The following is a 25,618-nucleotide window of genomic DNA, read 5'->3' as shown; positions in this document are numbered from 1 at the left end:
AGTGCCGGGCATGGTGACTTCCCCGCTTCTGCTACAGATCGCCCGCACCCGCCGTTTCACCCTCGGCGCACCCGCCCGCTTCACCGTGGCGCCGGACGGTGCCCGTGTCCTGTTCCTGCGGAGCCGGACCGGGGACGATCCGGTCGGGTGCCTGTGGGCGCTCGACCTGGCAACCGGAGCGGAACGGCTGCTGGCCGACCCTGCCGGACTGCTCGGCGACGCGGCCGACGAGGTGCCGGAGGAGGAACGTATCCGGCGCGAGCGCGCCAGGCAGGGGGCCGCCGGCATCACCGACTACGCCGCCGACGCGGCCGCCCGGGTGGCCGCGTTCGCGCTCTCCGGACAGCTGTGGGTGGTGGACACGGGCTCCGGCGCCGTGCGGCGGCTGCCCGCCCGGCAGCCGGTGGTGGACCCGCGCCCGTCCCCGGACGGCCGGCACGTCGCCTACGTCTCCGGCGGTGCGCTCCGGGTGATCGGTGCCGACGGCGGCGGCGACCGAGCGGTGGCCGCGCCCGAGCCGGCGGACGGCCCGGACGTCTTCTTCGGCCTGCCGGAGCATGTGGCGAGCGAGTCGATGGGCCGCCACCGGGCGTACTGGTGGGCACCGGACGGGGAGCGGCTGCTGACCACCCGGGTGGACAACCGGAAGGTCGGGCTGTGGTACCTCGCCGATCCGGCCGACCCCGCCAGGCCGCCGCGCACGATGCGGTACCCGCGCGTCGCTACCGCCAACGCCGACGTCACGCTGTGGATCGCCGACCTGGCGGGCAACCGCACCGAGGTCCGCTGGGACCGGACCGGCTTCGAGTACCTGCCCGCCGCCGGGTGGGACGGGCACGGTCCGTTCGCCGCCGTCCTCAGCCGCGACCAGCGCACGCTCCAGGTACTGGCCGTCGACCCGGGGGACGGTGCGACCGGCCTCCTGGCCGAGCGGCACGACGAGCGCTGGGTGGAGCTGCTGGTGCCCGGAGTGCCCGCGCGGACGGCCTCCGGGCGGCTCGTCGGCCACCTCGACCGGGACGAGACGCGGCACCTGAGCATCGACGGCACGCCGGTCACGCCGGACGGCCTGCAGCTGCACGAGGTGCTCGCGGTCGACGGCGAGACGGTGTTCTTCACGGCGGCCGCGGAACCCACCGAGCGCCATGTGTGGAGGTACCGGCCGGGCCAGGACATACACCGGTTGACCGAGCAGCCCGGCGTGCACTCCGGCGCGTTCGGCGGCGGCACGTTCGTCCGCGTCACGCGCACCCCGGAGCTGCCGGGCTCACGCACCACCGTGCACCGGCTGACCCGGGACGGCCGGCCCGAGCCGGACGGTCCCGCGCCCGTCGAGATCGGCTCGCACGCCCAGCGACCGCTGCTGCGACTGCGCGCCGAGTCCGCCGTCGTGGGGCCGCGCGCACTGCGCACCCGCCTCTTCCTGCCGTCCTGGCACCGGCCCGGTGACGCCCCGCTGCCGGTCCTGGTCGACCCCTACGGCGGCCCCGCCCTGCAGAAGGTGCTGGCCGAACAGGCCTCGCACGCCTTCGTCTCGCAGTGGTTCGCCGAACAGGGCTTCGCGGTGCTGGTGACGGACGGCGCCGGCACGCCCGGCCGCGGGCCGCGCTGGGAGAAGGAGATCTTCGGCGACCTGATCGGCCCGCCCCTGGACGACCAGGTCGCCGCGCTGCACGCGACGGCCGGGCGCCACCCGGAGCTGGACCTCGGCCGGGTCGGTATCCGTGGCTGGTCGTTCGGCGGGATCCTGGCCGCCGCCGCGGTGCTGCGCAGGCCCGACGTCTTCCACGCCGCGGTGTCCGGCGCCCCGCTCACCGACCAGCGGCTCTACGACGCCTGCTGGAAGGAGCGCTTCCTCGGTCCGCCCGACCGGTACCCGGAGCACTACGAGCGGTCCTCGCTGCTCGCCGACGCTCCGAAGCTCAGCCGACCGCTGCTGCTGATGCACGGGCTGGCGGACGACAACGTCTTCGTGGCCGGCACCCTGCGGCTCTCCAGCGCCCTGCTGGCCGCCGGGAAGCCGCACGAGGTGCTGCCGCTGAGCGGGATGACACACGCCGCGCCGACCGACGACACCTTCGCCCGGCTGCTGGGGCACCAACTGGAGTTCCTCCGCCGCCACTTGACCGCCTGACCGGGCACGGCGCCCCGGTGGCGCGCATGACGCCCCTTTCGAAGGCGACAAAACCGCTGGTGGGAGCCTATTCGGCCCTGCCCCTGGCTTAGTTGAACTAGAACTGGTATCAGTTCTGAGACATCGTCAGGAAGGGTGGCGGGGCGCCATGACCGAGTTCCTGGAACACGGACAGCTGTTCATCGGCGGGGAGTTGACCGATCCCCTGGGCAAGGACGTCATCGAGGTGGTCTCTCCGCACACCGAGGAGGTCTTCGGGCGGGTGCCGCATGCCTCGCGGGCGGACGTGGACCGGGCGGTGGCGGTGGCGCGGCGGGCCTTCGACGAGGGGCCATGGCCGCGGATGACGCTGGACGAGCGGATCGAGGTCGTCACCCGCATCAAGGACGCGATCGCCGTGCGGCACGAGGAGATCGCCCGGGTGATCTCCTCCGAGAACGGTTCGCCGTACTCCTGGAGCGTCCTCGCCCAGGCGCTCGGCGCGATGATGGTGTGGGACGCGGCGATCAGGGTCGCGCGTGACTTCACGTACGAGCAGACGCGGGACGGGGTGCTCGGGAAGATCCTGGTACGGCGGGAGCCGGTCGGGGTGGTGGCGGCCGTGGTGCCGTGGAACGTGCCCCAGTTCGTGGCCGCCGCCAAGCTCGCCCCCGCGCTGCTCACCGGCTGCACGGTGGTGCTGAAGCCGTCCCCGGAGTCGCCGCTGGACGCGTACATCCTCGGCGAGATCACCAAGGAGGCCGGGCTGCCGGAGGGCGTGCTGTCGATCCTCCCGGCGGACCGCGAGGTCAGCGAGTACCTGGTCTCCCACCCGGGCGTCGACAAGGTCTCCTTCACCGGCTCGGTGGCGGCCGGCAAGCGCGTGATGGAGGTCGCCTCGAAGAACCTCACCCGGGTGACCCTGGAACTCGGCGGCAAGTCGGCGGCCGTGGTGCTGCCGGACGCGGACGTGGCCACCGCCGTCGCCGGCATCGTTCCGGCCGCCTGGATGAACAACGGCCAGGCGTGCGTCGCCCAGACCCGCATCCTCGTCCCGCGCTCGCGCTACGACGAGTTCGCCGACGCCTTCGCGGCCGCGGCGAGCGCCCTGAAGGTCGGCGACCCGCTGGACCCGGCCACCCAGGTGGGCCCGCTGGTCGCGCGCCGCCAGCAGCAGCGGAACCTGGACTACATCCGCATCGGCCAGGAGGAGGGCGCCAAGATCCTCACCGGCGGCGGCCGGCCGCCGGGCCTGGAGAAGGGCTGGTACGTCGAGCCGACCCTCTTCGGCGACGTCGACAACTCCATGCGGATCGCCCGCGAGGAGATCTTCGGCCCGGTGATCTGCCTGCTCCCCTACGGCGACGAGTCCGAGGCACTGAAGATCGCGAACGACTCGGACTACGGGCTGAGCGGCAGCGTCTGGACGGCGGACGTGGCACACGGCATCGAGGTCGCGCGGCAGGTCCGTACCGGGACCTACTCCGTCAACACCTTCAGCCTGGACATGCTGGGCCCCTTCGGCGGCTACAAGAACTCCGGGCTGGGGCGGGAGTTCGGGCCGGAGGGGTACAGCGAGTTCCTCGAACACAAGATGATCCACCTCCCGGCCGGCTGGGAGGGGTGAGAACGCATGGGGGACCGCTGGCACGTCGAGGTCGACCGTTCGATCTGCATCGGCTCGGCCCAGTGCGTCCACCGCGCCACCGGGGCCTTCCGCCTCGACTCCGCCATGCAGTCCCACCCCGTGGACCCGGAGACGGACGCCAACGGAAGGGTCCTCGACGCGGCGGAGAACTGCCCGGTGGAGGCGATCACGATCACCCTGCTGGACAGCGGGGAGCCGGTGTTCCCGCCGGAGGACTAGGCGTCTGCGGCAATCCGCCGGACAGCCCCTAGCGCCTGCCCAGGGTCGCGAACAGGGCGCGGGCGCGGCTGCCGTCCGGCTGCTCCCAGGCGCCGGTGAGCTGCCCGACCGTGCCGTCGGGCGCCGTCGAACCGGCGGTCAGCACGCGCCGCAGCCGCAGCACCGGGCCGCCGTCCGCTGCGGCGAACTCGGTGCTCTCGTCGGTGTCGACGGGGGCACCGAGGCCGGGCACGGGACCCGCACCGGCGTAGGAGCGCGCGACCTCGCGGTCGGGGGTGTCGGTGATGCTCTGCGCCTGGGCCTCGGCGCGGCCCTCGATCAGGGCGAGCAACTCCGTCGTCAGGACCGGGTCGTGGCAGCCGTCGTAGGCCCAGCGGGTGCCGAGAACCCCGTGCTCCATGGTGCCGACGAGCGCGTGTTCGGCGCCGGGCAGCGGGGCGCCGCGGTAGGTGAGCGGTACGAGATAGGCCCCTGAGCCGTCCGTGACGACCATGAACTCGATCCCGACCTCGCCCGCCGGGTCGTCGAGCCGGAATCCGCCGGCCTTCGCCAGAACCGGTGCGGCGGGGCCGTGGTACCAGGGGCGGGTGGGGAGCCAGCCGGCGAGGAGTTCGACCTTGGTGGGCTTGAGGGTGGTGTGGTGGATGAGTGCCATGGGGGGATTCTGCGTTCGGCCGGGGACGCCCCGCCACGCGGTTTCCGCCTCGGCGGCCGTGGATCAGGAAAAGTCCAAAAAATCCAGCTTTGGGGGTTCACTTCTGCCTCGGGCGTTCTATTCTGGAATCAGCCTACGAGGCGAGTGAGGGAGTCCGAGCGGAGTAGCCGACTCAGGCGTGACGCAGATGCAGAAGCATCCGCTTGTGCCGACGTCGACGGTCGGGCTGAGAGGCCGGAAGGCAGTAGCAAGGCCGGACGGCGACCCCCAACACCTGATCCGGACCATGCCGGCGAAGGGAACCCGTCTCGTAGGTTTTCACATGCCCCGCCTGCCCTGCGGGGCTTCGTGATGCCCTACGGCTCGGTCTCCGGCTCCGTCAGGTCGATCAGACGGCACACCGTCTCGATGTCGATCTTCACCTGGGCGATGGAGGCACGGCCCGAGAGCCAGGTGATCAGCGCCGAGTGCCAGGTGTGCTCGATCACCCGAACGGCGGACAACTGGGCCGGGGTGGGGTCGGTCAGGCCCATCGCGTCCAGGATGATCGCCGTCGTCTGCCGGGAGACCTGGTCCACCTCGGGGGAGACGCTGCGGTCGGCGAAGGTGAGGGCCCGGACCATTGCGTCGGCCAGGTGCGGCTCGCGCTGGAGGGCGCGGAAGGCCCGCATCAGGGTCTCCGCCACCCGCTCGGACGCCGTCTCGCCCGCCGGCGGCTTCTTGCGCAGCGTGCCGTGCATGTGCTCCAGCTGGTCCTGCATGGTCGCGACCAGCAGATGCACCTTGGACGGAAAGTAGCGGTAGAGCGTGCCCAGGGCCACCTGGGAGGACTCGGCCACCTCCCGCATCTGCACCGCGTCGAAACCGCCCCGGCTGGCCAGCTGGGCGCTCGCGTGCAGGATCCGGCGGCGCCGGGCCTCCTGCCGCTCGGTGAGCGGCGGGGTGGCCGATCTGGCGCCGATGTCCACCTTGGCTTCCGCAGGCATGGGTCCCGTCCGTGACAGTCGGTGAGGGCAGTGCTCAGGGCGAGTGATCAGACAGCATGGCAGGGGTTCCCGCCGTGGCGCGAATCACCCGATCCACTGCTCACTCCGCCCCTACCTGCCGGTAGATTCAGAGCCTCTTGAACGATCAAGTCTGAAACTTGTTCTAGATTAGCGTCCCGGCGTAATCTCGCGGGAAAGTGCAGGGAGAAGGGGGCCCAGAGTGACCGCTGAGGCCAGGCGGGCGGGTGCCGACGAGGAACCCGCCGCCGACGGCGAGCGACCGCTCGACATCGCGCTCCTCACCTATAAAGGGAACCCGTTCTGCGGCGGCCAGGGGGTCTATGTACGACACCTGTCGCGCGAGCTGGCCCGGCTCGGGCACCGGGTCGAGGTGATCGGCTCACAGCCGTACCCCGTCCTGGACGAGGGGTACCCGGGCCTGACCCTCACCGAGCTGCCCAGCCTCGACCTGTACCGCTCCCCGGACCCGTTCCGGACGCCCGGGCGGGACGAGTACCGGGACTGGGTCGACGCCCTCGAGGTGGCCACCATGTGGACCGGCGGCTTCCCCGAGCCGCTGACCTTCTCGCTGCGGGCCCGCCGCCATCTGCGCGCCCGCGCCGGGGAGTTCGACGTCGTCCACGACAACCAGACGCTGGGGTACGGCCTGTTGGGGGACATCGGCGCCCCCCTGGTCACCACCATCCACCACCCCATCACCGTCGACCGGCAGTTGGAGCTGGACGCCGCCGAGGGCTGGAAACGGCGGTACTCCGTACGGCGCTGGTACGGCTTCACCCGGATGCAGAAGCGGGTCGCCCGTCGGCTGCCCTCCGTGCTGACCGTCTCCGGCACCTCCCGCCAGGAGATCGTCGACCATCTCGGCGTCCGCGAGGACCGCATCCACGTCGTCCACATCGGCGCCGACACCGACCTCTTCGCGCCGAATCCCGCCGTCCCCCAGGTGCCCGGCCGGATCGTCACCACCTCCAGCGCGGACGTCCCGCTCAAGGGGCTCGTCTTCCTCGTCGAGGCCCTCGCGAAGGTACGGACCGAGCACCCCGCCGCCCACCTCGTCGTGGTCGGCAAACGGCCCACCGAGGGGCCCGTCGCGCAGGCCGTGGAGCGGTACGGCCTCGCCGGCGCCGTCGAGTTCGTGAAGGGTATCTCCGACGCGGAACTCGTCGACCTGGTCCGTTCGGCCGAGGTCGCCTGCGTCCCGTCGCTCTACGAGGGCTTCTCGCTGCCCGCCGCCGAGGCCATGGCGACCGGCACCCCGCTGGTCGCGACGACCGGCGGCGCGATCCCCGAGGTCGCCGGGCGCGACGGGGAGACCTGCCTGGCCGTACCGCCGGGCGACGCGGGCGCGCTGGCGGCCGGGCTGACCCGGCTGCTCGGCGATCCGGAGCTGCGGCTGCGGCTCGGCCGGGCGGGCCGTGAGCGCGTGCTGCGGCACTACACCTGGGCGCGTGCCGCGGAGGGCACGGTGGCCCGCTACCGCGAGGCGATCGCCCGCTCCGCGGCCGGCACGGACGGCGTGACCGGCCCCGGCGCCGCCTCCGGCCCCGCTTCCGGCCGCTCCGCGGCCGGTTCCGTCACCCCCTCCGCGCCCCGCAGTCCCGGCCGCTCCGCGGCCTCAGCTGGTGTTCGTCACGAGAGTGAAAGCAGGGCCACGTGCTGACCGTCGACTTCTCCCGGTTCCCGCTCGCGCCGGGCGACCGCGTCCTGGACCTCGGCTGCGGGGCCGGCCGGCACGCCTTCGAGTGCTACCGGCGCGGCGCCCAGGTCGTGGCCCTGGACCAGAACGGCGAGGAGATCCGCGAGGTCGCCAAGTGGTTCGCGGCGATGAAGGAGGCCGGCGAGGCCCCGGCCGGCGCGACCGCCACCGCGATGGAGGGCGACGCCCTCGCGCTGCCCTTCCCGGACGAGTCCTTCGACGTCGTCATCATCTCCGAGGTGATGGAGCACATCCCCGACGACAAGGGCGTGCTCGCCGAGATGGTGCGGGTGCTGAAGCCCGGCGGCCGGATCGCCGTCACCGTGCCCCGCTACGGCCCCGAGAAGGTCTGCTGGGCGCTCTCCGACGCCTACCACGAGGTCGAGGGCGGGCACATCCGCATCTACAAGGCCGACGAGCTGGTCGGGAAGATCAAGGAAGCCGGTCTGCGGCCGTACGGCAGCCACCACGCGCACGCGCTGCACTCGCCCTACTGGTGGCTGAAGTGCGCGTTCGGCGTCGACAACGACAAGGCGCTGCCGGTGCGGGCGTACCACAAGCTGCTGGTCTGGGACATCATGAAGAAGCCGCTGGCCACGCGCGTCGCCGAGCAGGCGCTGAACCCGGTCATGGGCAAGAGCTTCGTCGTCTACGCCACCAAACCGCATCTGCCCCGCACCGAGGCGGACGCGCAGGCCCCGTCGGACGCCGAGGCGGCCGCCAAGTGACCACTCCCCGGACAGAACACCTCGTCCTGCCCGGGGTCCTCACCGCCGAGCAGGCCGCCGCGACCGTCCGCGGCATCCTCGCCGTGCAGCGGGAGGACGGTGCGATCCCGTGGTTCCGGGGGCACCACCTCGATCCCTGGGACCACACCGAGGCCGCGATGGCGCTGGACGCGGCCGGGGAGCACGCGGCCGCCGAGCGGGCGTACAGCTGGCTCGCCCGGCACCAGAACGAGGACGGCTCCTGGTACGCGGCCTACGCCGACGGCGCGTACGACGACGTCGCCGACCGCGCCCGCGAGTCCAACTTCGTCGCGTACATCGCCGTGGGCGTCTGGCACCACTACCTCTCCACCGGCGACGACACGTTCCTCGACCGGATGTGGCCCGCCGTCTACGCGGCCGTCGAATGGGTGCTGCGGTTGCAGCAGCCTGGCGGCGAGATCGGCTGGCGCCGCGACGACGACGGCACGGCGACCGACGACGCGCTGCTGACCGGGAGTTCGTCGATCCACCACGCGCTGCGCTGCGCGCTCGCCATCGCCGAGCAGCGGGAGGAGCCGCAGCCGGACTGGGAGCTGGCGGTGGGCGCCCTGCGGCACGCGATACGGCGGCACCCGGAGCGGTTCCTGGACAAGGACCGGTACTCGATGGACTGGTACTACCCGGTCCTCGGCGGGGCGTTGACCGGTGCGGAGGCGGGCGCGCGCATCGAGAAGGACTGGGACCGGTTCGTCGTGCCCGGGTTCGGGGTGCGGTGCGTCGTCCCCAACCCGTGGGTGACGGGCGGGGAGTCGGCCGAACTGGCGCTGGCGCTGTGGGCGGTGGGCGAGTCCGACCGGGCGCTGGAGATCCTCCAGTCCATCCGGCATCTGCGGGATGCCGAGTCGGGGCTGTACTGGACCGGGTACGTCTTCGAGGACGACGCGGTGTGGCCGCGGGAGCTGACGACGTGGACGGCGGGGTCGTTGCTGCTCGCCGTCGCCGCGCTCGGGGGGCACGACGCGACGTGTGCCGTTTTCGGGGGCGGGGAGCTTCCTGCTGGGCTCGAGGTGGACTGTTGCGCCTAGGGGGGCGGGGGGTTCTGTGCGGGTGCGTCGTGGTTGCTCGCGCAGTTCCTCCCCCCGCCTTCGGCCGGGGGTACCCCCAGCGCCCCTGACGGGGCGCTTTCACTTGACGTCAGTGACGGTGCATCCGGTTGGCTATCGCGTGGCCCACGAACAGGTAGACCACCGCGGCCAGGCCGTAGCCGGCCACCACCCGGGCCCATGCCTCGTCGAAGGTGAACAGGTCATGTGACCAGCCGGCGAGCCAGCTGGCCGCGTCGTGGACGAACTGGACCAGGCTGTTCGCCCGGTTCGCGTCCAACAGGTACATCAGGATCCACAGGCCCAGGATGAGAGCCACGATGTCGGCGACGATCGCGACGACCCTACCGGCCTGATTGGCACCGCGTTCAGAGGACATACCCTGCGCCTTGCCGCCGAAGGGTCCTTGAAACCTGTACGGCGTTTCCCCCGAGTGGCGAGGTGCCGCCATCTGGGTGAGGCTGCCGGAGGAAGCAACCCGCTCGGGGAGGACACCGAGACATACGGGAGGACCCCGTGCCCGTACCGATACGGCGCCTCGTCGTCACGCTCACCCTCTGCTGCGCCCTGGTCACCGGTGTCACCGCCTGCGCCGGCAGCCCCCGGAGCAAGTCCGTCGACACCGGCATGGCGGCGGCCCCGGTGGCCGACACGCCCAGTCCCAGCACGTCCGCGGAGAAGCAGAAGTTCGCCAAGACCCGGTTCGTCACCAACGCGGGTCTCGCGGCGGGGGCGACCTACCAGTGGATCGTGAAACCGTGGAAGGCCGGCAAGTTCAAGAAGGGCGCCCACGGCCGCACCTTCACCCTGGTCAAGGCCGGCGTCGCCGGTACCTTCGCCTACAACCGGCTCAAGGCCGCCAAGCGGAACGCCGAGGGCGACCCCCTGCTCGCCAAGGCCATCGCACCGCTCTCCGCCGCGATCGACGGACTGAAGGACCTGCCGTCCAAGCTCCGCAAGGGCGACGCGAACGCGGCGAGTTCGTTCAACGACGTCATCAACAGCGTCAAGGACGCGGGCAAGAGCGCGGGCGCCCCGGTCACCAACCAGGTGCCGTCGACGTCGCAACTCGCCCGCTAGCAAGCGCGGTCGCCGTGCTCCGCCGGGCGGCTAGGAGTTGAGCTCCGCCAGCACCCGCAGGGTGTGCGGGTCGGGTGCGAGTGCCAGGAGGTCGGTCACCGGGCCCTTGCGCCACAACTCCAGCCGCTCTGCGATGCGTTCGCGGGGGCCGACCAGCGAGATCTCGTCGGCGAACGCGTCCGGCACCGCCAGCACCGCCTCCTCGCGCCGTCCCGACAGGAACAGCTCCTGGATCCGCCGCGCCTCCGCCTCGTACCCCATGCGGGCCATGAGGTCGGCGTGGAAGTTGCGGGCCGCGTGGCCCATGCCGCCGATGTAGAAGCCGAGCATGGCCTTCACGGGCAGCAGCCCGGCCGCCACGTCGTCGCAGACCTTGACCTGGGCCATGGGGGCGACCAGGAAGCCCGCCGGAAGGTCGGCGACCGCCGGGCCGTACACCTCGGGCCTGCTCGGCGCCCAGTACAGCGGCAGCCAGCCGTCGGCGATCCGGACCGTCTGGGCGACGTTCTTCGGCCCCTCGGCGCCGAGCAGGACCGGCAGGTCGGCGCGGAGGGGATGGGTGATCGGCTTCAGCGGCTTGCCGAGACCGGTCGCGTCCGGCCCCTGGTACGGAAGCGGGTGGAAGCGTCCGCCCAGCGTCACCGGCCCCTCCCGGCGCAGTACCTGGCGTACGACGTCCACGTACTCCCTCGTCGCGGTGAGCGGCGACTTCGGGAACGGGCGGCCGTACCAGCCCTCGACGACCTGCGGCCCGGACAGCCCGAGCCCGAGCAGCATCCGGCCTCCGGACAGGTGGTCCAGGGTCAGCGCGTGCATCGCGGTGGTGACCGGCGACCGGGCCGCCATCTGGGCGACGGCCGTGCCCAGCCTGATCGTCGAGGTCTGCGCGGCGATCCAGGTGAGCGGGGTGAAGGCGTCCGAGCCCCAGGACTCCGCCGTCCACACCGAGTGGTACCCGAGCCGTTCCGCCTCCTGCGCCAGCGGCACATGGTCCGGGGAGGGCCCTCGCCCCCAGTAGCCGAGCGCCAACCCGAGCCGCATGCGAGCCTCCTGGCAGGACGTCAGACAATCGCCGGGCGACTGTACGACAACGGCCCCTCACCCGGAAGGGCAAGGGGCCGTACGCGCGGGGCTGTTCAGCCGCGCTGGATGCCGGAGGTGTCCTGCAGCACGCCGCGGCGGCCGTCCTGGGTCTGGGCCACCAGGGCGGCCCCCCGCTGCTCCACCGCCAAGTACCAGGTGCCGGGCGCCAGTTCGGCGATCGGCGCGGTCGAGCCGTCCTCCGCGAACAGCGGCCGCGCCACCGGAACCGCGAACCAGAACGGCGAGAAGTCGGGGGCCGGCGGCTGCTGCGCGGCGGCCGGGGGCTGCTGCTGGCCGAAGGGCTGGCCGGGCTGCGGCTGGGCGCCGTACGGCTGGCCGGGCTGCGGGGCCGCGGCACCGGGGTAGCCGTAACCTCCGGGCGGCTGGGCGCCGTAGGGCTGCGGGGCCTGCGGCTTGGGGGCCGGGATCAGGGCCGCCTGGAGGGCCGGGACCAGCGGGGTGGCGATCGCGGCCGCGGCCAGGACCAGCGCCGCGATCAGGCCGAGGATCAGACCCGAACCCGCGCCGATGTCGGCGCCGTTGAACTGGTCGGAGAACGCGCCCAGCGGGTCGATGGTCGACCAGAACGCGGTCCACAGCGAGAACACCGTGAGGCCGACGCCGATCTGGCCCAGGTCGAGCCCGACGAACTTGAACGGCTGCGGCAGTGCGCGCGCGAGGACGATCAGGACCGCGCCGGCGATGCCGCCGACGTACATGCTCATCACGAGGCCGAGGTTGTCCCAGGCGTTCGGGCCGGACTTGTCGAACGTGTCGAGGAACGACGCGACGAACAGCAGCACCGCTGCTCCTATCACCGCGCCGTCGCCTCTAGTGAGGGAGCGGATATTCACTTCAGGTCCTTCGTGGGTCGTCTCGTCGGCGGAGGAGGCGTCGCGGGGGTGTGCCCCTCGTCCTAGGAATCGATCGTAGGAATCGTAGGAAGGACACTATCGTCCGAACGATCAGGGTGTCCGCCCGGAGGGGCCCGCCGATGCCTACCCGCGCAGGAAACTCACGATTCCCTCAGACATTCCCTGTGCCGCCTTCTGCCGCCAGGCCCCGCTGGTCAGCAGTGCCGCGTCCTTGCTATCGCGCATGTTGCCGCACTCGATGAACACCTTGGGAACCGTTGACAGATTGAGACCGCCGAGATCCTTGCGTACGTCGAGGCCGGTGCCGTTGCCGACGTAGTTGGACGGCGCGCTGCCCGTGACCTTCGCGAAGTCGCGCTCGATGTGCTCGCCGAGGGTGCGGGAGGAGGCGACGATCGGGCGGGTGTCGGCGGCGCCGGAGTGCACGGAGGCCGGGAGGATGACGTGGAAGCCGCGGTCGCCCTCGGGTGCCCCGTCGGCGTGGATGGAGATGGCCGCGTCGGCGTGCGCGGCGTTGCCGATCTCCGCGCGCTTGGTCACGCACGGCCCCCAGGCCGGCTGGTCCCCGTCGTGGGTCAGCTTCACCGTGGCGCCCTGCTTCTCCAGCAGCGTCCGCAGCCGGTGCGCGACGTCGAGGCTGAAGCGGGCCTCGGTGTACCCGGCGTTGGTGGACGTGCCCGTCGTGTCGCACTCCTTCCAGTTCGTCCCGATGTTCACCTTCTGGTTGATCTCGGACGTGTGCTGGAAGTTCCCCGGGTTGTGCCCCGGGTCGATGACGACGACCTTGCCCTGCAGCGGGCGGGCCGCGCTCGGGCTCGCACTCGGCACCTTGGCGTCGTCGGTCGGTGCCGCGGCCGCCGACTTGGGCGTCGCCGCGTCCGCCTGCCCGGCACCGCTCCCGCCGGGCTTGCCCACCCCCTCGTACACCACCCATCCGAGCAGCGCACCGGGCACCAGCGCGGCAAGACCGACGGCGAGCGGCGCCCGCCGGAACCGGCGCTGCTGCGGGGAATCGAATTCCGGGCCTGTGTACGACACGTCTGCGACTCTAACCGCGTCCTCAGATCCCCGCCCCGGTTCGCCGCAGGACACGCAGCGAGTCGTGGGCCGAGACCTCGGTGAACGCGCCCGACTCCAGGGCGCGGAGGTAGACGCGGTAAGGGGCCTGGCCGGTGAACTCGTCCTTCGGGTCCGGGAAGACGTCGTGGATCAGAAGGAGTCCGCCTTGGGCCAGATGGGGGGCCCAGCCCTCGTAGTCGGCGGTGGCGTGCTCGTCGGTGTGGCCGCCGTCGACGAAGACGAAGCCGAGCGGGGAGTTCCAGAACGCGGCGATCTGCGGGGACCGGCCGACGACGGCGACGACGTGGTCCTCCAGGCCCGCCCGGTGCAGGGTGCGCCGGAAGGTGGGCAGCGTGTCCATCAGCCCGATCTCCGGGTCGACCGTCTCCGGGTCGTGGTAGTCCCAGCCCGGCTGCTGCTCCTCGCTGCCCCGGTGGTGGTCGACGGTGAGCGCGGTGACCCCGGCCGCGCGGGCCGCGTCGGCGAGCAGGATCGTCGAGCGCCCGCAGTACGTCCCGACCTCCAGCAACGGCAGGCCGAGCCGCCCCGCCTCGACGGCGGCCGCGTACAGCGCGAGTCCCTCGCCGACGGGCATGAACCCCTTCGCCGCCTCGAAAGCGGCCAGGATCTCGGGCTTGGGGGCTGCCGCGGTCATGGGCTTCCTCTCACTCGCTCACTCGTACGACTGTCCGGGTGTCCATGCTGCCCCACCCGCTCCGCCGGCCGGGCGACGGGGGTGTGCGGCGGCACCGTCGGCACGCCCCGGGGAGCGGTGCCCGGGGGCGGTCGGAGCGCGCTACGGCCTCCAAACCGGTTGTGAGGCACCGAAGTTGGCCGCGGGAGCTGGCTCTCAAGTGCACTCCAAGACCTACACTGACGCCGCCAACCCACCCCACCTGTGACGGAGCACCGGCATGCGCTATCGCGTCCTCGGCAAGACCGGCATCGAGGTCAGCACCCACTGCCTCGGCACGATGATGTTCGGGGGCATCGGCAATCCGGACCACGAGGACGGCGCCCGCATCATCAACGCGGCGCTCGACGCCGGCATCAACTTCGTGGACACCGCCGACATGTACTCGGCCGGTGAGTGCGAGGAGATCGTCGGCAAGGCGCTCAAGGGCAGGCGCGACGACGTGGTGCTCGCCACGAAGGTGCACTTTCCGCTGGGCGAGGGCCGCAACCGCAGCGGCAACTCGCGCCGCTGGATCCTCAAGGCCGTCGAGGACAGCCTGCGGCGGCTGGACACCGACTGGATCGACCTCTACCAGGTGCACCGCCCCGACCACACCACCGACATCGAGGAGACGCTCTCCGTCCTCAGCGACCTGGTGACGGCGGGGAAGATCCGGGCGTTCGGCTGCTCCACGTTCCCCGCCGAGGACCTCGTCGAGGCGCACCACGTGGCGGAGCGGCGCGGGCTGATGCGGATGCGCACGGAGCAGCCGCCGTACTCGGTGCTGGCCCGCGGCATCGAACGGGCCGTGCTGCCCACCGCGCGGCGCCTGGGCATGGGCGTGCTGACCTGGTCACCGCTCGCCTCCGGCTTCCTCTCCGGCGCCCACCGCGAGGGCGGGCCGGTCGACCTCACCACCGGCCGGGCCAGGCTCTCCCCGCAGCGCTTCGACCCCGCCGCCCCCGGCAACGCCGCGAAGTACGCGGCCGTCGAGCAGCTCGTCGCGCTCACCGAGGAGATGGGCTGCACCCTGCCGGAGCTGGCCGTCGCGTTTCCGCTGGTACACCCGGCCGTGACGTCGGTGATCATCGGCCCGCGCACCATGGACCAGCTCACCGGGCTGCTCAAGGGGGCCGAGCTGCTCCTCGACGACGCGGTGCTCGACCGCATCGACGAGATCGTGGCCCCCGGCACCGACCTCTACCGGGCCGACGGCGTCTGGCAGCCGCCGTCCCTCACCGCCCAGGCAGCCCGCAGGCGCCCGGCGGGGGAGCGGGCAGCCGCGGGCTGACGAGCGCCCCTAAGGGGCGCGGGGAACTGCGCGACCAGCCACGACGGTGTCGCAGTCGGCAGACGGCGTGTCGCGGGGCTTCCCGGAGCGCTCGGGTCCCGTGGCAAGTGGGGGGCGCCGGCTGACCCGGGCGGGGCCCACCGCTAGCCGGACCGTTCCAGCTCGGGGCAGGCCCGGGCGCCCCTAAGGGGCGCGGGGAACTGCGCGACCAGCCACGACGGCGCCGCAGACGGCAGACGGCGCGTCGCGGGGCTTCCCAGAGCGCTCGGGTCCCGTGGCAAGTGGGGGGCGCCGGCTGACCCGGGCGGGGCCCACCGCCAGCCGGACTGTTCCAGCTCGGGGCAGGCCCAGGCGCCCCTAAGGGGCGCGGGGAACTGCGCGACCAGCCACGACGGTGCCGCAGTCGGCAGACGGCGCGTCGCGGGGCTTCCCGGAGCGCTCGGGTCCCGTGGCAAGGGAGGGGCGGCCGCGTCGTACTCGCGGCCGCCCCACGGAGTGTCACGCGCTGACCGTCTCCCCGGGCAGCGCCAGGTCCAGGTCGACCGCCCGGTCGTCGCCGGCGTGGGTCGCCGACGAGGCGAGCGGGCCGTGGCCCGTCGCCTTCGCGGCCAGCACGTACGCCCCCTCGGCCGGCACCGCGAGCGCGTACGTGCCGTCCTCGGCGGACAGCGTCGCCCCCGCCTGCCGCCCTCGGCGGTCGATCAGGGTCACCTTGGCGCGGGCCACCGGCACGCCGCTGGCGTCCAGGACGCGGCCGCGGAAGCCGCGCAGCGCCTCCTCGGCGTCCGCGAGCACCGCGTCCTCCTCGCTGCTCGCGCGCAGCTGCGTGTGCTGGGCGACCTCGGCCGGCCGGCCCCGCTTGGGCAGCAGCAGGGCGAGCACCAGACCCACCGCGACCGCTCCGGTGGCGATCAGGAACGAGACCCGGAAGCCGTGCATGGTCGGGATGGCGACGCCGCCCACGTGGTTCGCCGTGTTGGCCAGCACCATGCCGATGACGGCGCTGGACACGGACGTGCCGATGGACCGCATCAGCGTGTTGAGACCGTTCGCCGCGCCCGTCTCCGACGCCGGGACCGCGCCGACGATCAGCGCCGGGAGGGAGGAGTAGGCGAGGCCGATGCCCGCGCCGAGGACGACCGCGATGACCAGGCTCTGCCAGGCCGCGCTCATCAGGCCGATGCCGCCGCCGTAGCCGATGCCGATGATCACCATGCCGAGGATCAGGGTGGTCTTGGGCCCGTACTTGGCGGAGAGACGGGCGTAGACGGGGGCCGTGAACATCATCGTCAGGCCCAGCGGGGCGACCAGCAGACCGGCGCTGACCATCGACTGGCCGAGGCCGTAGCCGGTGGCCTTCGGGAGCTGGAGCAGCTGGGGCAGGACCAGCGAGACGACGTAGAAGCTGACGCCGACCATGATCGAGGCGAGGTTGGTGAAGAGCACCGCCGGGCGGGCCGTGGTGCGCAGGTCGACCAGCGGGGCCGAGTGGCGCAGCTCGAAGACGCCCCACAGGAGGAGGACGGCCACCGAGGCGGCGAACAGGCCCAGCGTGGTGCCGGACGACCAGCCCCAGTCGCTGCCCTTGGTGATGGGGAGCAGGAGCAGTACCAGACCGGCCGACAGGCCGATCGCGCCCGGCACGTCGAAGGAGCCCTGCGCGCGCATCGGGGATTCCGGTACGACGAGGAGGGTCAGGGCTATGGAGAGCACGCCGAGGCCGGCGGCGCCGTAGAACAGGGCGTGCCAGTCCATGTGCTGCGCGACCAGGGCCGCGGCGGGCAGCGCGAGGCCGCCGCCGACGCCGATCGAGGAGCTCATCAGGGCCATCGCCGAGCCGAGCTTCTCGCGCGGCAGCATGTCGCGCATCAGGCCGATGCCCAGCGGGATCGCGCCCATGGCGAAGCCCTGGAGGGTCCGGCCCGCGATCATCGTGAGCAGGTCGCTGGTGAGCGCGCTGATCAGCGCGCCGACCACCATCACGGCGAGGCTCAGGATCAGCATCCGCCGCTTGCCGTAGAGGTCGCCGAGGCGGCCCATGATCGGGGTGGCCACGGCGCCCGACAGCAGCGTCGAGGTCAGGACCCAGGTGGCGTTGCTGGGTTCGGTGCCCAGCAGCTGCGGGAGGTCCTTGATGACCGGAACGAGCAGGGTCTGCATCACCGCGACCACGATGCCCGCGAAGGCGAGGACCGGGACCACGGCCCCGCTCGCGCCCCGGGTGGGCTGGTCGGTCGTGTGCGTCATGGGGTGGGGCCTCCGGGCCGAGAGAGTGACGGGAAGTACGGCATGCGTGCGGGATAAGTGCTCGGTAAACCTCGTATGCACAGGCAACTATTCCGTTGCTTCGAGCTGCTAACGAATCCTTGACTCCCCCATGGGTTTCTGACTCACCGTCAAGGTCTGGCCAGTTGGTGGAACGTGTTCTACTCTTCCGCGTCATGGCTGCTGCGAAGGCGTACGTCGCCGGGGTCGGGATGACCAAGTTCGAGAAGCCCGAGAGCCGGGACTGGCAGTACTGGGACATGGTCCGGGAGGCCGGTGGCTCCGCGCTCGCCGATGCCGGGATCGCCTACACCGATGTGGAACAGGTTCCCGTCGGCTTCTGCTTCCAGCCCTCGACCGCCGGTCAGCGCGCCGCCTATGAGCTGGGTCTCACCGGTGTCCCCGTCTACAACGTCAACAACAACTGCGCCACCGGCGCGACCGCCCTGATGCTCGCCCGCCAGCTGGTCGAGGGCGGGACGGCCGACTGCGTCCTGGCCCTCGGCTTCGAGAAGATGAAGCGGGGCGCGCTCGGCGGCGGTGCCGACGGCAGCGACTTCGCGACGTCCCCGGTTGCCCGGCACTACGGCGTCATGGCCGCCCGGCACGGCTTCGAGATGACCCCGCCCACCGCGCAGATCTTCGGCGACGCGGCCCGCGAGCACATGGAGCGGTACGGCACGACCGAGGCACAGCTCGCCGCCGTGGCCGCCAAGAACCACCGGCACTCCGCGGACAACCCGTACGCCCAGTTCCAGGACGTGTACGACGTCGCCGGCATCCTCGCCGCCCGTACCGTCCACCGCCCGCTCACCAAACTCCAGTGCTCGCCCACCTCCGACGGCGCGGCGGCGGCCGTGGTCGTCTCCGAACGGTTCGCCGAACGGCGCGGGCTCACCGGTCTCGTCGAGATCGTCGCGCAGGCGATGACGACCGACACCGAGGAGTCCTTCGCGTCGGGTTCGTGCATCGACGTCGTCGGACAGCCCATGTCGAGGGCCGCGGCCCGGCAGGTGTACGACCGCTCCGGCCTCGGCATCGAGGACGTCGACGTGGTGGAACTCCACGACTGCTTCTCGGTCAACGAGCTGCTGACCTACGAGGCGCTCGGCATGTGTGCCGTCGGCGAGTCGGGCAAGCTCGTCGAGTCCGGCGCGACCACGTACGGCGGCCGCTGGGTGGTGAACCCCTCCGGCGGGCTCATCTCCAAGGGGCACCCGCTGGGCGCGACCGGGCTCGCCCAGACCGCCGAACTCGTCTGGCAGTTGCGCGGCACGGCCGGCGACCGGCAGGTGCCCGGGGCCCGGGTCGGGCTCGCGCACAACATCGGGCTGGGCGGAGCGGCGGTGGTGACGCTGTTCCGGCGGGCGGCGTAGGCCGTACGACCGAGGGCCGGGGACCGGGGACCGGGGACCGAGGGCCGGGGACCGAGGGCCGGGTGGACCGGGTGGGCCGAAAAGCCGATGCAAGGACCGTAACCGGCTTGAGAGCATGACACCCATGCTCGAAGCCGCGGACACCTCGCACATATCCCGCCGTATCGCGCCCCCCACCTGGCTGGTGGTGTCGCTGGCGTGTGCCGGGCAGTTCCTGGTCGTGCTCGACGTGTCGGTGGTGAACGTGGCGCTGCCGTCGATGCGGACCGACCTGGGACTGAGCGCATCGGGCCTGCAGTGGGTGGTGAACGCGTACGCCATCGCCTTCGCCGGGTTCATGCTGCTCGGCGGGCGGGCCGGTGACCTGTACGGCCGCAAGCGGATGTTCCTGGTCGGGCTCGGCCTGTTCACGCTGGCCTCGCTCGGCGGCGGGCTCGCCCAGGACGGCTGGCAGCTGCTGCTCGCCCGCGCCGTGCAGGGGCTGGGCGCCGCGGTCCTTGCGCCCTCGACGCTGACCCTGCTCACGGCCGCCGTGCCGGAGGGCCCCGCCCGGGCGCGGGCGATCGCCACCTGGACGGCGGTGGGTGCGGGAGGCGGCGCGGCCGGCGGACTGGTCGGCGGCGTCCTGGTGGACGTGCTGTCCTGGCGCTGGGTGCTGCTCATCAACGTGCCGGTGGGCGCGCTCGTCCTCGCCGGATCCGTGCTGTGGCTGACGGAGAGCCGGGCCGGCGACGGACGACGGCTCGACCTGCCCGGCGCGCTGCTGGTCACAGCGGGCCTCGGGACCCTGGCGTACGGCATCTCGCAGACCGAGGCCGAGGGGTGGACGGCGGCCGCCACCCTGGTCCCGCTCGCCGCCGGGCTCGCGCTGCTCGGGCTGTTCCTGGCCGTCGAGGCACGCACGACGGCCCCGCTGATGCCGCTCGGGCTGCTCGGCCGGCGGCCGGTGGCGTCGGCCAACGCGGCCATGCTGGTGTCCGGTTCGGCGATGTTCTGCATGTGGTACTTCATGACGCTCTACGCCCAGAACGTCCTCGGCTACAGCCCGCTGGAGGCCGGTCTCGCCCTGGTGCCCAGCTCGGTCGCGGTGCTCGTCGGCTCCAAGACGGCGCCGCGGCTGATGCGGCGGGCGGGGGCGCGGACGGTGGCGGTGACCGGCACGCTGGTCGCGGCGACCGGGTTCGCCTGGCAGTCGACGATGGGCCCGCACGGCGCGTACACGACGGCCATCATGTTCCCCGGGATCCTGATGCTGCTCGGCGCGGGCCTGGCCGCGACCCCGCTGGCCGCGCTGGCCACGTCCGGGGCGGCGCCGGCGGAGGCCGGACTGCTCTCCGGGCTGATCAACACCTCGCGCACGATGGGCGGTTCGCTGGGGCTCGCGGTGATGTCGACGGTCGCGGCGGCCAGGACCGGCGGGGCCGACGGGGCGGCCGCGCTGACGGAGGGGTACGCGGCCGTCTTCCGCGCCGGCACCGGGGTGCTGCTGGCCGGGGCGGTGCTGATGCTGCTGTGGCTGCCGCGCCGCAAGGTCTCCGCGAGGTAGGCCGGAGAATTCTGCGACGGCAGGCAACGGTCCGGGCGCCTCGTGGACTCCTTTTTGTATCTAGGAGGTGCCCATGGGGGAGCGGAAGGACGCTCGGAACGAGGAGTTCCAGAGCTTCATGATCGGCCGCTGGCCGCGGCTGATGCGTACGGCATTTCTCCTCACGGGGGAGCAGCACGCCGCCGAGGACCTGGTCCAGTCGACGCTCGAACAGGTCTTCGTGGCGTGGCGGAAGGTCGGCTCGGCCGACGACCCGGAGGCGTACGTACGGCGCGTGATGATCAACGCGCACGCACGCCGGCACAGAAGGAAACTCAAGGAGTTCCTCGCGCCGAAGGACGACTCGGGCCTGGTGCGCGAGGTGCCGGACGCGGGGGACCGGATCGCCCAGGCCGACGACCGCAGTGCCCTGATCGAGGCGCTCGCCCAACTGCCGCCACGGCAGCGGGAGGCGGTGGTGCTGCGCTACTGGGAGGACCTGACGGAGACCCAGGCGGCGGAGGCGATGGGCTGTTCGGTCGGCACGGTGAAGAGCAACGCGGCCAAGGGGATCGCGAAGCTCCGTGCCATACCGGGACTGGCCGACATGGTGACGCAGGGAGGGCGTAACTGATGAGCGCGGACCGGGAGAACCACGACATGACACAGGCGGAGTCGGACATCGCCCTCCTCCTCGCGGACGCCGCGGACGAGGTCGAGATCGGCATAGCCCCCGTACAGGCGGTGATGCGCGGCGGCCGGCGGCGCAGGTCCCGGCGGTGGGCGGTGGCGGCGGCCACGGCGGTGGCGGTGCTGGCGGGGGCGGCGGGCGTGACGGTGGCGGTCGCCGGACTGCCCGGGGAGCAGCGGACGCAGGTGGCGGCACCGCCCGCGTCTCCCGAGGCACGGCATGTGTACGAGCCGCAGGTCACCGAGTTGTCGAGAGGCGTCTACAAGGGCACCGAGTGGCATGTCTCGGTGCAGGTCTGGGGAGCGCCGCGGACCGATGCGGAGGCGGTCCGGCAGTGGCACGCCATGGCCGCGCTCGGCATGAAGCCCGCCGTCGACAAGCCCGCGGAACTGGTCGGCAGGACCTCCCACTTCGCGACCCGGGCCAGCGGCGGTGACCGCCCGCAGCAGCTGATGTACGACTCGGTCGCCGCACCGGACCGGATGAGCGGTACGGACCTCCAGTCCATGGCGACCCGCTTCACGCCCGACGCGGCGAGCTCCGGTCAACTGGTGGTCGGGGAGGTGGCCACGACCGCGCGGGAGGTCACCTGCCAGTGGAAGGACGGCACCTCGACCGTCGCCCGGCTCGCGACCGGTCACACGCCGGGCAGCCCCGCGTCGGCGATCCGGCCTGCCGCCGGCTACCCGTGGGCCAACTGGTTCGTGTGCGTGTCCCCGGAGGGCAAGATCTTCAAGGAGGTGAAGGTGACGAAGTGACCGCGTCGGCCGACCCGCCGGGAGTTCACAGCCACCCCTGCTGCCGGGCCTCCCGTACCGCCTCCGCGCGGTTGCGGGTGCCGGTCTTGCCGATCGCGGCGGAGAGGTAGTTGCGGACCGTCGACTCCGACAGATGCAGCTTCGCCGCGATGTCGGCGACGGTCGCGCCGTCCACCGACGCCTTCAGCACGTCGCACTCGCGGGCGGTGAGCGGGTTCGGCCCGGCGCTGAGCGCGGCGGTGGCGAGCGCCGGATCGACCACGGTCTCCCCGGTGAGCACCCGCCGGATCGCCCGGGCCAGTTCCTCCACCGGCCCGTCCTTGACGAGGAACCCGGCCGCCCCGGCCTCCATCGCCCGGCGCAGATAGCCGGGCCGGCCGAAGGTGGTGAGGATCAGCACCCGGCAGTCCGGCGCCTGCTCGCGCAGCTCCGCCGCCGCGTCCAGGCCGCTCATGCCCGGCAGCTCGATGTCGAGGAGGGCCACGTCGGGCCGGTGGGCGAGCGCGGCGTCCACGATCGCGTCGCCGGTCCCGACCTGGGCGACGACCTCGATGTCCGGCTCCATCCCGAGCAGTAAAGCGAGAGCCCCGCGCATCATCCCCTGGTCCTCGGCGAGGAGCACCCTGATGGACTTGGCGGGCCGGTGGTCCCGGGGCATCTCGTTCGCAGGCTCGTACACAGCCCAAGCGTAGCCTCGCGCCCGGCAATTAAAGAATGGCCATTGTTCCGCGCCGCAGGTCTTGACGTCGGTTGACCGTGCTCAAACAATCGCCTCTGCAATTCCCCGAATGGTCGGCGAATGGTCGGCATTTCGACAGCTGAATAGGTTCGGTATTTCGATCGAACGACGTTCGGTATACCGGACGGCAAGAACCCGCACCGCCCTACGAGGAACCAAGAAGAGGTGCACCGTGTTCTCAGTGCCTGTACGAGCCCTGCGCTCCTGTCCGCCGCGCGTCCGGAGAGCCGTCCTGTCCTTGCTCGCCGCGTTCGCGACCGTCGCCGCGCTCGTCGTCGGAGCCGGGGCCCCCGAGGCGTCCGCCGCGAGTTCGCTGCCCTGTGACGTCTACGCCGCCGCCGGCACCCCGTGCGTCGCCGCGCACAGCATGGTCCGGGCGCTGTACTCGTCGTACAGCGGCTCCCTCTACCAGGTGCGGCGCGCCTCGGACAGCGCCACGGCCGACATCGGCCTGCTGTCCACCGGCGGCTACGCCAACGCGGCCGCGCAGAACTCCTTCTGCGCGGGTACGACCTGCATCATCACCAAGATCTACGACCAGTCCAGCAGGCACAACGACCTCACCGTCGAGGGCGCCGGCGGGGCCGGTGCGGCCGATGTCGGGGCCCCGGCGGACGCGCTGCCGGTGACCGTCGGCGGGCACCAGGTCTACGGCCTGGAGATCTCGGCCGGCATGGGCTACCGGGACAACTCCACCTCGGGAGTCGCCACCAACGGCGCCGCCGAGGGGATGTACATGGTCACCTCCGGCACCCATGTGAACGGCAGTTGCTGCTTCGACTACGGCAACGCCGAGACGAACAACAAGGACACCGGCAACGGCCACATGGACGCCATCAACTTCGGCACCGAGTGCTGGTTCTCGCCCTGCCACGGCTCCGGCCCCTGGGTCCAGGCGGACCTGGAGAACGGGCTGTTCGAGTCCAACCTCGGCTACAGCACCAACTCGTCCAACACGGGCACCGGCGCGATGCCGTTCGTCACCGCGTTGCTGAAGAACAACGGGCAGGACCATTTCGCACTGAAATGGGGAAACGCGCAATCGGGCGGTCTCACCACCACGTATTCCGGCAGTGAGCCCAGTACCAGCAGCGGTTACTCACCGATGCACCAGGAGGGCGCGATCGTCCTCGGCACCGGCGGCGACAACAGCAACGGCTCCATCGGCTCGTTCTTCGAGGGCGTGATGACCTCCGGCATCCCGACCGACGCGGCCGACGACGCCGTCCAGTCCAACATCGTCTCCGTCGGCTACGGCGGCGCCACCGGCGCCACCGGCAGCCTCGGCTCCGCCTCGGAGATCTCCCTCAAGGCCACCACGTCCTGCTGCACCACCGACTACGTCCGCCACCAGAACAACGCCGGCGTGCTGTCCGCCATCACCTCCAGCAGCTCCACCCTCGACAAGAGCGACGCCACCTGGATCGTCCGCCCCGGCCTCGCCGACAGCTCCTGCGTCTCCTTCGAGTCCCGGAACTACCCCGGCGACTACCTGCGCCACTACAACTACAAGATCTACCGGCAGCCCATGGACGGCACCACCACGTATCGACAGGACGCCACCTTCTGCCCGACGACCGGCAAGAGCGGCACGGGCACGTCCTTCGCCTCGTACAACTATCCGACGAAATACCTGCGCCACTACAACTACAACCTCTACATAGCGAGCGACGGCGGCTCCAACGCCTGGGACAGTGCCACGTCCTGGACCGACGACGTGAGCTGGGTCGTCAGCTCGCCCTGGGCGCCGTAGCGGCCGCCGGGGCCAGCAGTTCCAGTGCCTCGGTGGGAAGTTCCGCGGTGACCGTGAAGCCGCCGCGCGGCGCCGGGCCGGCCCTGAGGGAGCCGCCCGCCGCCGCGAGGCGCTCGGTCAGCCCCTTCAGGCCGGTGCCGCCGATGCCCTCCCGGCAGGGCTCGGCGGCCACCGCGCCCGAGCCGTCGTCGGCGACCGTCAGCCGGGCCTGCCCGGCGGCGCTGTCGACGGCGATCTCGCAGCGCGTGGCGTCGCTGTGCCGGACCACGTTGGTGACCGCCTCGCGCACCACCCAGCCGAGCAGCGTCTCGGTCTGCGGGGCGAGCGGCGCCCCCGACTGCCGGACCACCGGCTCGACGCCCGCCGCCGTGAGGGCCGAGCGGGCCCGGACGAGATCGGCGGCCAGGCTGCCCTCCCGGTAGCCGGTGACCGCCTCGCGGATCTCGGTCAGCGCCTGCCGGCCGACCGACTCGATGTCGGAGATCTGCGTCAGGGCCGCGTCCAGGTCCCGGGGCGCGACCCGCCGGGCCGCCTCCGACTTCACGACGATCACCGAGAGGGTGTGCCCGAGCAGGTCGTGCAGATCCCGGGAGAAGCGCAGCCGCTCCTTCTCCACCGCCCGCCGGGCCAGCTCCTCGCGGGCCGCGCGCAACTCCCGCACGGCCTCGGAGAGGGAGAGGATCGCGGCGGTGATCATCGTGGACAGGAAGGTGCCGTAGGCGATGGTGATGGCGTCGGAGCCGTCCCGGTACCAGGAGACCGCGCCCGTGAAGCAGGCCAGCAGGATGCCGGCCCGGCCGAGCCAGGGCCCGCGCAGCACCGCGCCGGTGGCGAGGCCCAGCAACGGGAAGAACATCAGCCAGTTGCCGCCGTAGCCGAGGGCCAGGCCCGTGGTCAGCAGGCCCATCAGCAGCAGGGCGACACGGGTGGAGGTGGCCTCCCGGGCCTCTTTGCGGAAGGAGCGGAAGGTCACGTAGATGTACAGGGAGTTGAAGGCGAGCAGGCCGATCGCGCCGATCCACGGGTTGGCCGTCTTGCCCTGGAGCAGGTTGGAGAGGGAGCCCAGTCCCATCAGCAGCCATGGGAGCAGGGCGAATCCGGAAGGCGGCGGGCCCGCGTGCTCGGGTACCTCCCCGTTCTTCCGTGCCGCCTTCTGCTGCTCCCTGAAGCGGGCCATCTCCTCACGCCACTGGGCACGCGCCGTCCGCCACCCCTCGGCCTGACACTTCACCTGCTGCCACCACGCCATGCCACTCTTCCCCCGATCCGATGTGATCTACAGCGATCTGATCTGAT

General features: G+C 72.0%; 23 protein-coding genes and 1 riboswitch. Of the genes, 13 read left to right on the top strand and 10 right to left on the bottom strand.

Annotated elements, in window-relative coordinates:
• The first annotated feature begins 10 nt into the window (after positions 1–10).
• From ACFY0P_RS12415 to ACFY0P_RS12405, 3 genes are all read left to right on the top strand, one after another.
• On the top strand, positions 11–2,134 hold the full coding sequence (locus tag ACFY0P_RS12415; protein WP_388910505.1) for a prolyl oligopeptidase family serine peptidase: 2,124 nt from the start codon (positions 11–13) through the stop codon (positions 2,132–2,134).
• A 148-nt stretch (positions 2,135–2,282) separates the two neighbouring features.
• Entirely contained in the window at positions 2,283–3,740 is a 1,458-nt protein-coding gene (locus ACFY0P_RS12410; protein ID WP_388910502.1) for an aldehyde dehydrogenase, read from the top strand.
• Between the two features lie 6 nt (positions 3,741–3,746).
• Positions 3,747–3,980: a ferredoxin gene (locus ACFY0P_RS12405; RefSeq protein ID WP_046728337.1), complete on the top strand. Its 234-nt coding sequence runs from the start codon at positions 3,747–3,749 to the stop codon at positions 3,978–3,980.
• Positions 3,981–4,008: 28 nt separating this feature from the next.
• Here the strand turns inward: ACFY0P_RS12405 and ACFY0P_RS12400 are convergent, their stop codons facing one another.
• Entirely contained in the window at positions 4,009–4,635 is a 627-nt protein-coding gene (locus ACFY0P_RS12400) for a 1,4-alpha-glucan branching protein (RefSeq protein WP_388910499.1), read from the bottom strand.
• Between the two features lie 136 nt (positions 4,636–4,771).
• A riboswitch (TPP riboswitch) is annotated at positions 4,772–4,953 on the top strand.
• Between the two features lie 38 nt (positions 4,954–4,991).
• Positions 4,992–5,621: a TetR family transcriptional regulator gene (locus tag ACFY0P_RS12395; protein WP_388910496.1), complete on the bottom strand. Its 630-nt coding sequence runs from the start codon at positions 5,619–5,621 to the stop codon at positions 4,992–4,994.
• Between the two features lie 220 nt (positions 5,622–5,841).
• Here ACFY0P_RS12395 and ACFY0P_RS12390 point away from each other — a divergent pair, with 220 nt between their 5' ends.
• From ACFY0P_RS12390 to ACFY0P_RS12380, 3 genes are read left to right on the top strand one after another with little or no spacing between them, the layout of a single operon-like run.
• Positions 5,842–7,302, top strand: coding sequence for a glycosyltransferase family 4 protein (locus ACFY0P_RS12390; protein ID WP_388910493.1), 1,461 nt, complete (start codon positions 5,842–5,844; stop codon positions 7,300–7,302).
• Entirely contained in the window at positions 7,296–8,066 is a 771-nt protein-coding gene (locus ACFY0P_RS12385) for a class I SAM-dependent methyltransferase (protein WP_388910490.1), read from the top strand. The genes ACFY0P_RS12390 and ACFY0P_RS12385 overlap by 7 nt, the downstream gene beginning before the upstream one ends.
• Positions 8,063–9,133 (top strand): prenyltransferase, encoded by a 1,071-nt coding sequence (locus ACFY0P_RS12380; RefSeq protein WP_388910487.1) that lies wholly within the window; start codon positions 8,063–8,065, stop codon positions 9,131–9,133. Before ACFY0P_RS12385 ends, ACFY0P_RS12380 begins: the two co-directional genes overlap by 4 nt.
• Before the next feature lie 109 nt (positions 9,134–9,242).
• Here ACFY0P_RS12380 and ACFY0P_RS12375 read toward each other — a convergent pair whose 3' ends face one another.
• Complete coding sequence (locus ACFY0P_RS12375; protein ID WP_388910485.1) at positions 9,243–9,530, bottom strand: hypothetical protein; 288 nt, start codon at positions 9,528–9,530, stop codon at positions 9,243–9,245.
• A 137-nt stretch (positions 9,531–9,667) separates the two neighbouring features.
• Here ACFY0P_RS12375 and ACFY0P_RS12370 point away from each other — a divergent pair, with 137 nt between their 5' ends.
• Complete coding sequence (locus ACFY0P_RS12370) at positions 9,668–10,231, top strand: hypothetical protein (RefSeq protein ID WP_388910482.1); 564 nt, start codon at positions 9,668–9,670, stop codon at positions 10,229–10,231.
• A gap of 30 nt (positions 10,232–10,261) precedes the next feature.
• On the opposite strand, the gene ACFY0P_RS12365 is transcribed toward ACFY0P_RS12370, so the two are convergent.
• The 4 genes from ACFY0P_RS12365 to ACFY0P_RS12350 all read right to left on the bottom strand — a co-directional run bounded on the left by ACFY0P_RS12365 (position 10,262) and on the right by ACFY0P_RS12350 (position 13,903).
• A complete protein-coding gene (locus ACFY0P_RS12365; protein WP_388910479.1) occupies positions 10,262–11,272 on the bottom strand; it encodes an LLM class F420-dependent oxidoreductase in 1,011 nt (336 codons plus the stop codon).
• Between the two features lie 95 nt (positions 11,273–11,367).
• On the bottom strand, positions 11,368–12,168 hold the full coding sequence (locus ACFY0P_RS12360; protein ID WP_388910476.1) for a hypothetical protein: 801 nt from the start codon (positions 12,166–12,168) through the stop codon (positions 11,368–11,370).
• A 144-nt stretch (positions 12,169–12,312) separates the two neighbouring features.
• On the bottom strand, positions 12,313–13,227 hold the full coding sequence (locus tag ACFY0P_RS12355; RefSeq protein WP_388910473.1) for an N-acetylmuramoyl-L-alanine amidase: 915 nt from the start codon (positions 13,225–13,227) through the stop codon (positions 12,313–12,315).
• A 22-nt stretch (positions 13,228–13,249) separates the two neighbouring features.
• Positions 13,250–13,903 (bottom strand): class I SAM-dependent methyltransferase, encoded by a 654-nt coding sequence (locus ACFY0P_RS12350; protein WP_388910470.1) that lies wholly within the window; start codon positions 13,901–13,903, stop codon positions 13,250–13,252.
• A gap of 259 nt (positions 13,904–14,162) precedes the next feature.
• Here ACFY0P_RS12350 and ACFY0P_RS12345 point away from each other — a divergent pair, with 259 nt between their 5' ends.
• Positions 14,163–15,215: an aldo/keto reductase gene (locus ACFY0P_RS12345; protein WP_388910467.1), complete on the top strand. Its 1,053-nt coding sequence runs from the start codon at positions 14,163–14,165 to the stop codon at positions 15,213–15,215.
• Between the two features lie 498 nt (positions 15,216–15,713).
• On the opposite strand, the gene ACFY0P_RS12340 is transcribed toward ACFY0P_RS12345, so the two are convergent.
• Positions 15,714–17,462, bottom strand: coding sequence for an MFS transporter (locus ACFY0P_RS12340; RefSeq protein ID WP_388910464.1), 1,749 nt, complete (start codon positions 17,460–17,462; stop codon positions 15,714–15,716).
• Positions 17,463–17,656: 194 nt separating this feature from the next.
• Between ACFY0P_RS12340 and ACFY0P_RS12335 the strand changes: the two genes are divergently transcribed.
• The 4 genes from ACFY0P_RS12335 (at position 17,657) to ACFY0P_RS12320 (ending at position 21,830) form a co-directional block, all read left to right on the top strand.
• Complete coding sequence (locus ACFY0P_RS12335; RefSeq protein ID WP_388910461.1) at positions 17,657–18,856, top strand: lipid-transfer protein; 1,200 nt, start codon at positions 17,657–17,659, stop codon at positions 18,854–18,856.
• A gap of 115 nt (positions 18,857–18,971) precedes the next feature.
• Entirely contained in the window at positions 18,972–20,402 is a 1,431-nt protein-coding gene (locus tag ACFY0P_RS12330; protein WP_388910458.1) for an MFS transporter, read from the top strand.
• Between the two features lie 73 nt (positions 20,403–20,475).
• Entirely contained in the window at positions 20,476–21,015 is a 540-nt protein-coding gene (locus tag ACFY0P_RS12325) for a SigE family RNA polymerase sigma factor (protein ID WP_388910455.1), read from the top strand.
• Positions 21,015–21,830: a hypothetical protein gene (locus tag ACFY0P_RS12320; protein ID WP_388910452.1), complete on the top strand. Its 816-nt coding sequence runs from the start codon at positions 21,015–21,017 to the stop codon at positions 21,828–21,830. The genes ACFY0P_RS12325 and ACFY0P_RS12320 overlap by 1 nt, the downstream gene beginning before the upstream one ends.
• A 25-nt stretch (positions 21,831–21,855) precedes the next feature.
• On the opposite strand, the gene ACFY0P_RS12315 is transcribed toward ACFY0P_RS12320, so the two are convergent.
• Complete coding sequence (locus ACFY0P_RS12315; protein WP_388911451.1) at positions 21,856–22,488, bottom strand: response regulator; 633 nt, start codon at positions 22,486–22,488, stop codon at positions 21,856–21,858.
• A 262-nt stretch (positions 22,489–22,750) separates the two neighbouring features.
• Here ACFY0P_RS12315 and ACFY0P_RS12310 point away from each other — a divergent pair, with 262 nt between their 5' ends.
• A complete protein-coding gene (locus ACFY0P_RS12310; protein WP_388910449.1) occupies positions 22,751–24,322 on the top strand; it encodes an alpha-L-arabinofuranosidase B in 1,572 nt (523 codons plus the stop codon).
• On the opposite strand, the gene ACFY0P_RS12305 is transcribed toward ACFY0P_RS12310, so the two are convergent.
• Positions 24,300–25,571 (bottom strand): sensor histidine kinase, encoded by a 1,272-nt coding sequence (locus ACFY0P_RS12305; protein ID WP_388910446.1) that lies wholly within the window; start codon positions 25,569–25,571, stop codon positions 24,300–24,302. The genes ACFY0P_RS12310 and ACFY0P_RS12305 overlap by 23 nt on opposite strands.
• Between the last annotated feature and the right edge of the window lie 47 nt (positions 25,572–25,618).

Source organism: Streptomyces sp. NPDC001714, assembly GCF_042892755.1.
Classification (GTDB): Bacteria; Actinomycetota; Actinomycetes; order Streptomycetales; family Streptomycetaceae; genus Streptomyces.
The sequence above is the reverse complement of the archived record's forward strand: the minus strand, read 5'-3'. Positions and strand labels throughout refer to the sequence as shown.

Bases quoted from the DNA above. Each gene is read 5' to 3' on its own strand.
- ACFY0P_RS12305 (WP_388910446.1), bottom strand. From the start codon at position 25,571: ATGGCGTGGTGGCAGCAGGTGAAGTGTCAGGCCGAGGGGTGGCGGACG.
- ACFY0P_RS12415 (WP_388910505.1), top strand. From the start codon at position 11: ATGGTGACTTCCCCGCTTCTGCTACAGATCGCCCGCACCCGCCGTTTC.
- ACFY0P_RS12340 (WP_388910464.1), bottom strand. From the start codon at position 17,462: ATGACGCACACGACCGACCAGCCCACCCGGGGCGCGAGCGGGGCCGTG.
- ACFY0P_RS12375 (WP_388910485.1), bottom strand. From the start codon at position 9,530: ATGTCCTCTGAACGCGGTGCCAATCAGGCCGGTAGGGTCGTCGCGATC.
- ACFY0P_RS12315 (WP_388911451.1), bottom strand. From the start codon at position 22,488: ATGCCCCGGGACCACCGGCCCGCCAAGTCCATCAGGGTGCTCCTCGCC.
- ACFY0P_RS12410 (WP_388910502.1), top strand. From the start codon at position 2,283: ATGACCGAGTTCCTGGAACACGGACAGCTGTTCATCGGCGGGGAGTTG.
- ACFY0P_RS12395 (WP_388910496.1), bottom strand. From the start codon at position 5,621: ATGCCTGCGGAAGCCAAGGTGGACATCGGCGCCAGATCGGCCACCCCG.
- ACFY0P_RS12330 (WP_388910458.1), top strand. From the start codon at position 18,972: ATGACACCCATGCTCGAAGCCGCGGACACCTCGCACATATCCCGCCGT.
- ACFY0P_RS12345 (WP_388910467.1), top strand. From the start codon at position 14,163: ATGCGCTATCGCGTCCTCGGCAAGACCGGCATCGAGGTCAGCACCCAC.
- ACFY0P_RS12335 (WP_388910461.1), top strand. From the start codon at position 17,657: ATGGCTGCTGCGAAGGCGTACGTCGCCGGGGTCGGGATGACCAAGTTC.
- ACFY0P_RS12320 (WP_388910452.1), top strand. From the start codon at position 21,015: ATGAGCGCGGACCGGGAGAACCACGACATGACACAGGCGGAGTCGGAC.
- ACFY0P_RS12365 (WP_388910479.1), bottom strand. From the start codon at position 11,272: ATGCGGCTCGGGTTGGCGCTCGGCTACTGGGGGCGAGGGCCCTCCCCG.
- ACFY0P_RS12325 (WP_388910455.1), top strand. From the start codon at position 20,476: ATGGGGGAGCGGAAGGACGCTCGGAACGAGGAGTTCCAGAGCTTCATG.
- ACFY0P_RS12350 (WP_388910470.1), bottom strand. From the start codon at position 13,903: ATGACCGCGGCAGCCCCCAAGCCCGAGATCCTGGCCGCTTTCGAGGCG.
- ACFY0P_RS12400 (WP_388910499.1), bottom strand. From the start codon at position 4,635: ATGGCACTCATCCACCACACCACCCTCAAGCCCACCAAGGTCGAACTC.
- ACFY0P_RS12405 (WP_046728337.1), top strand. From the start codon at position 3,747: ATGGGGGACCGCTGGCACGTCGAGGTCGACCGTTCGATCTGCATCGGC.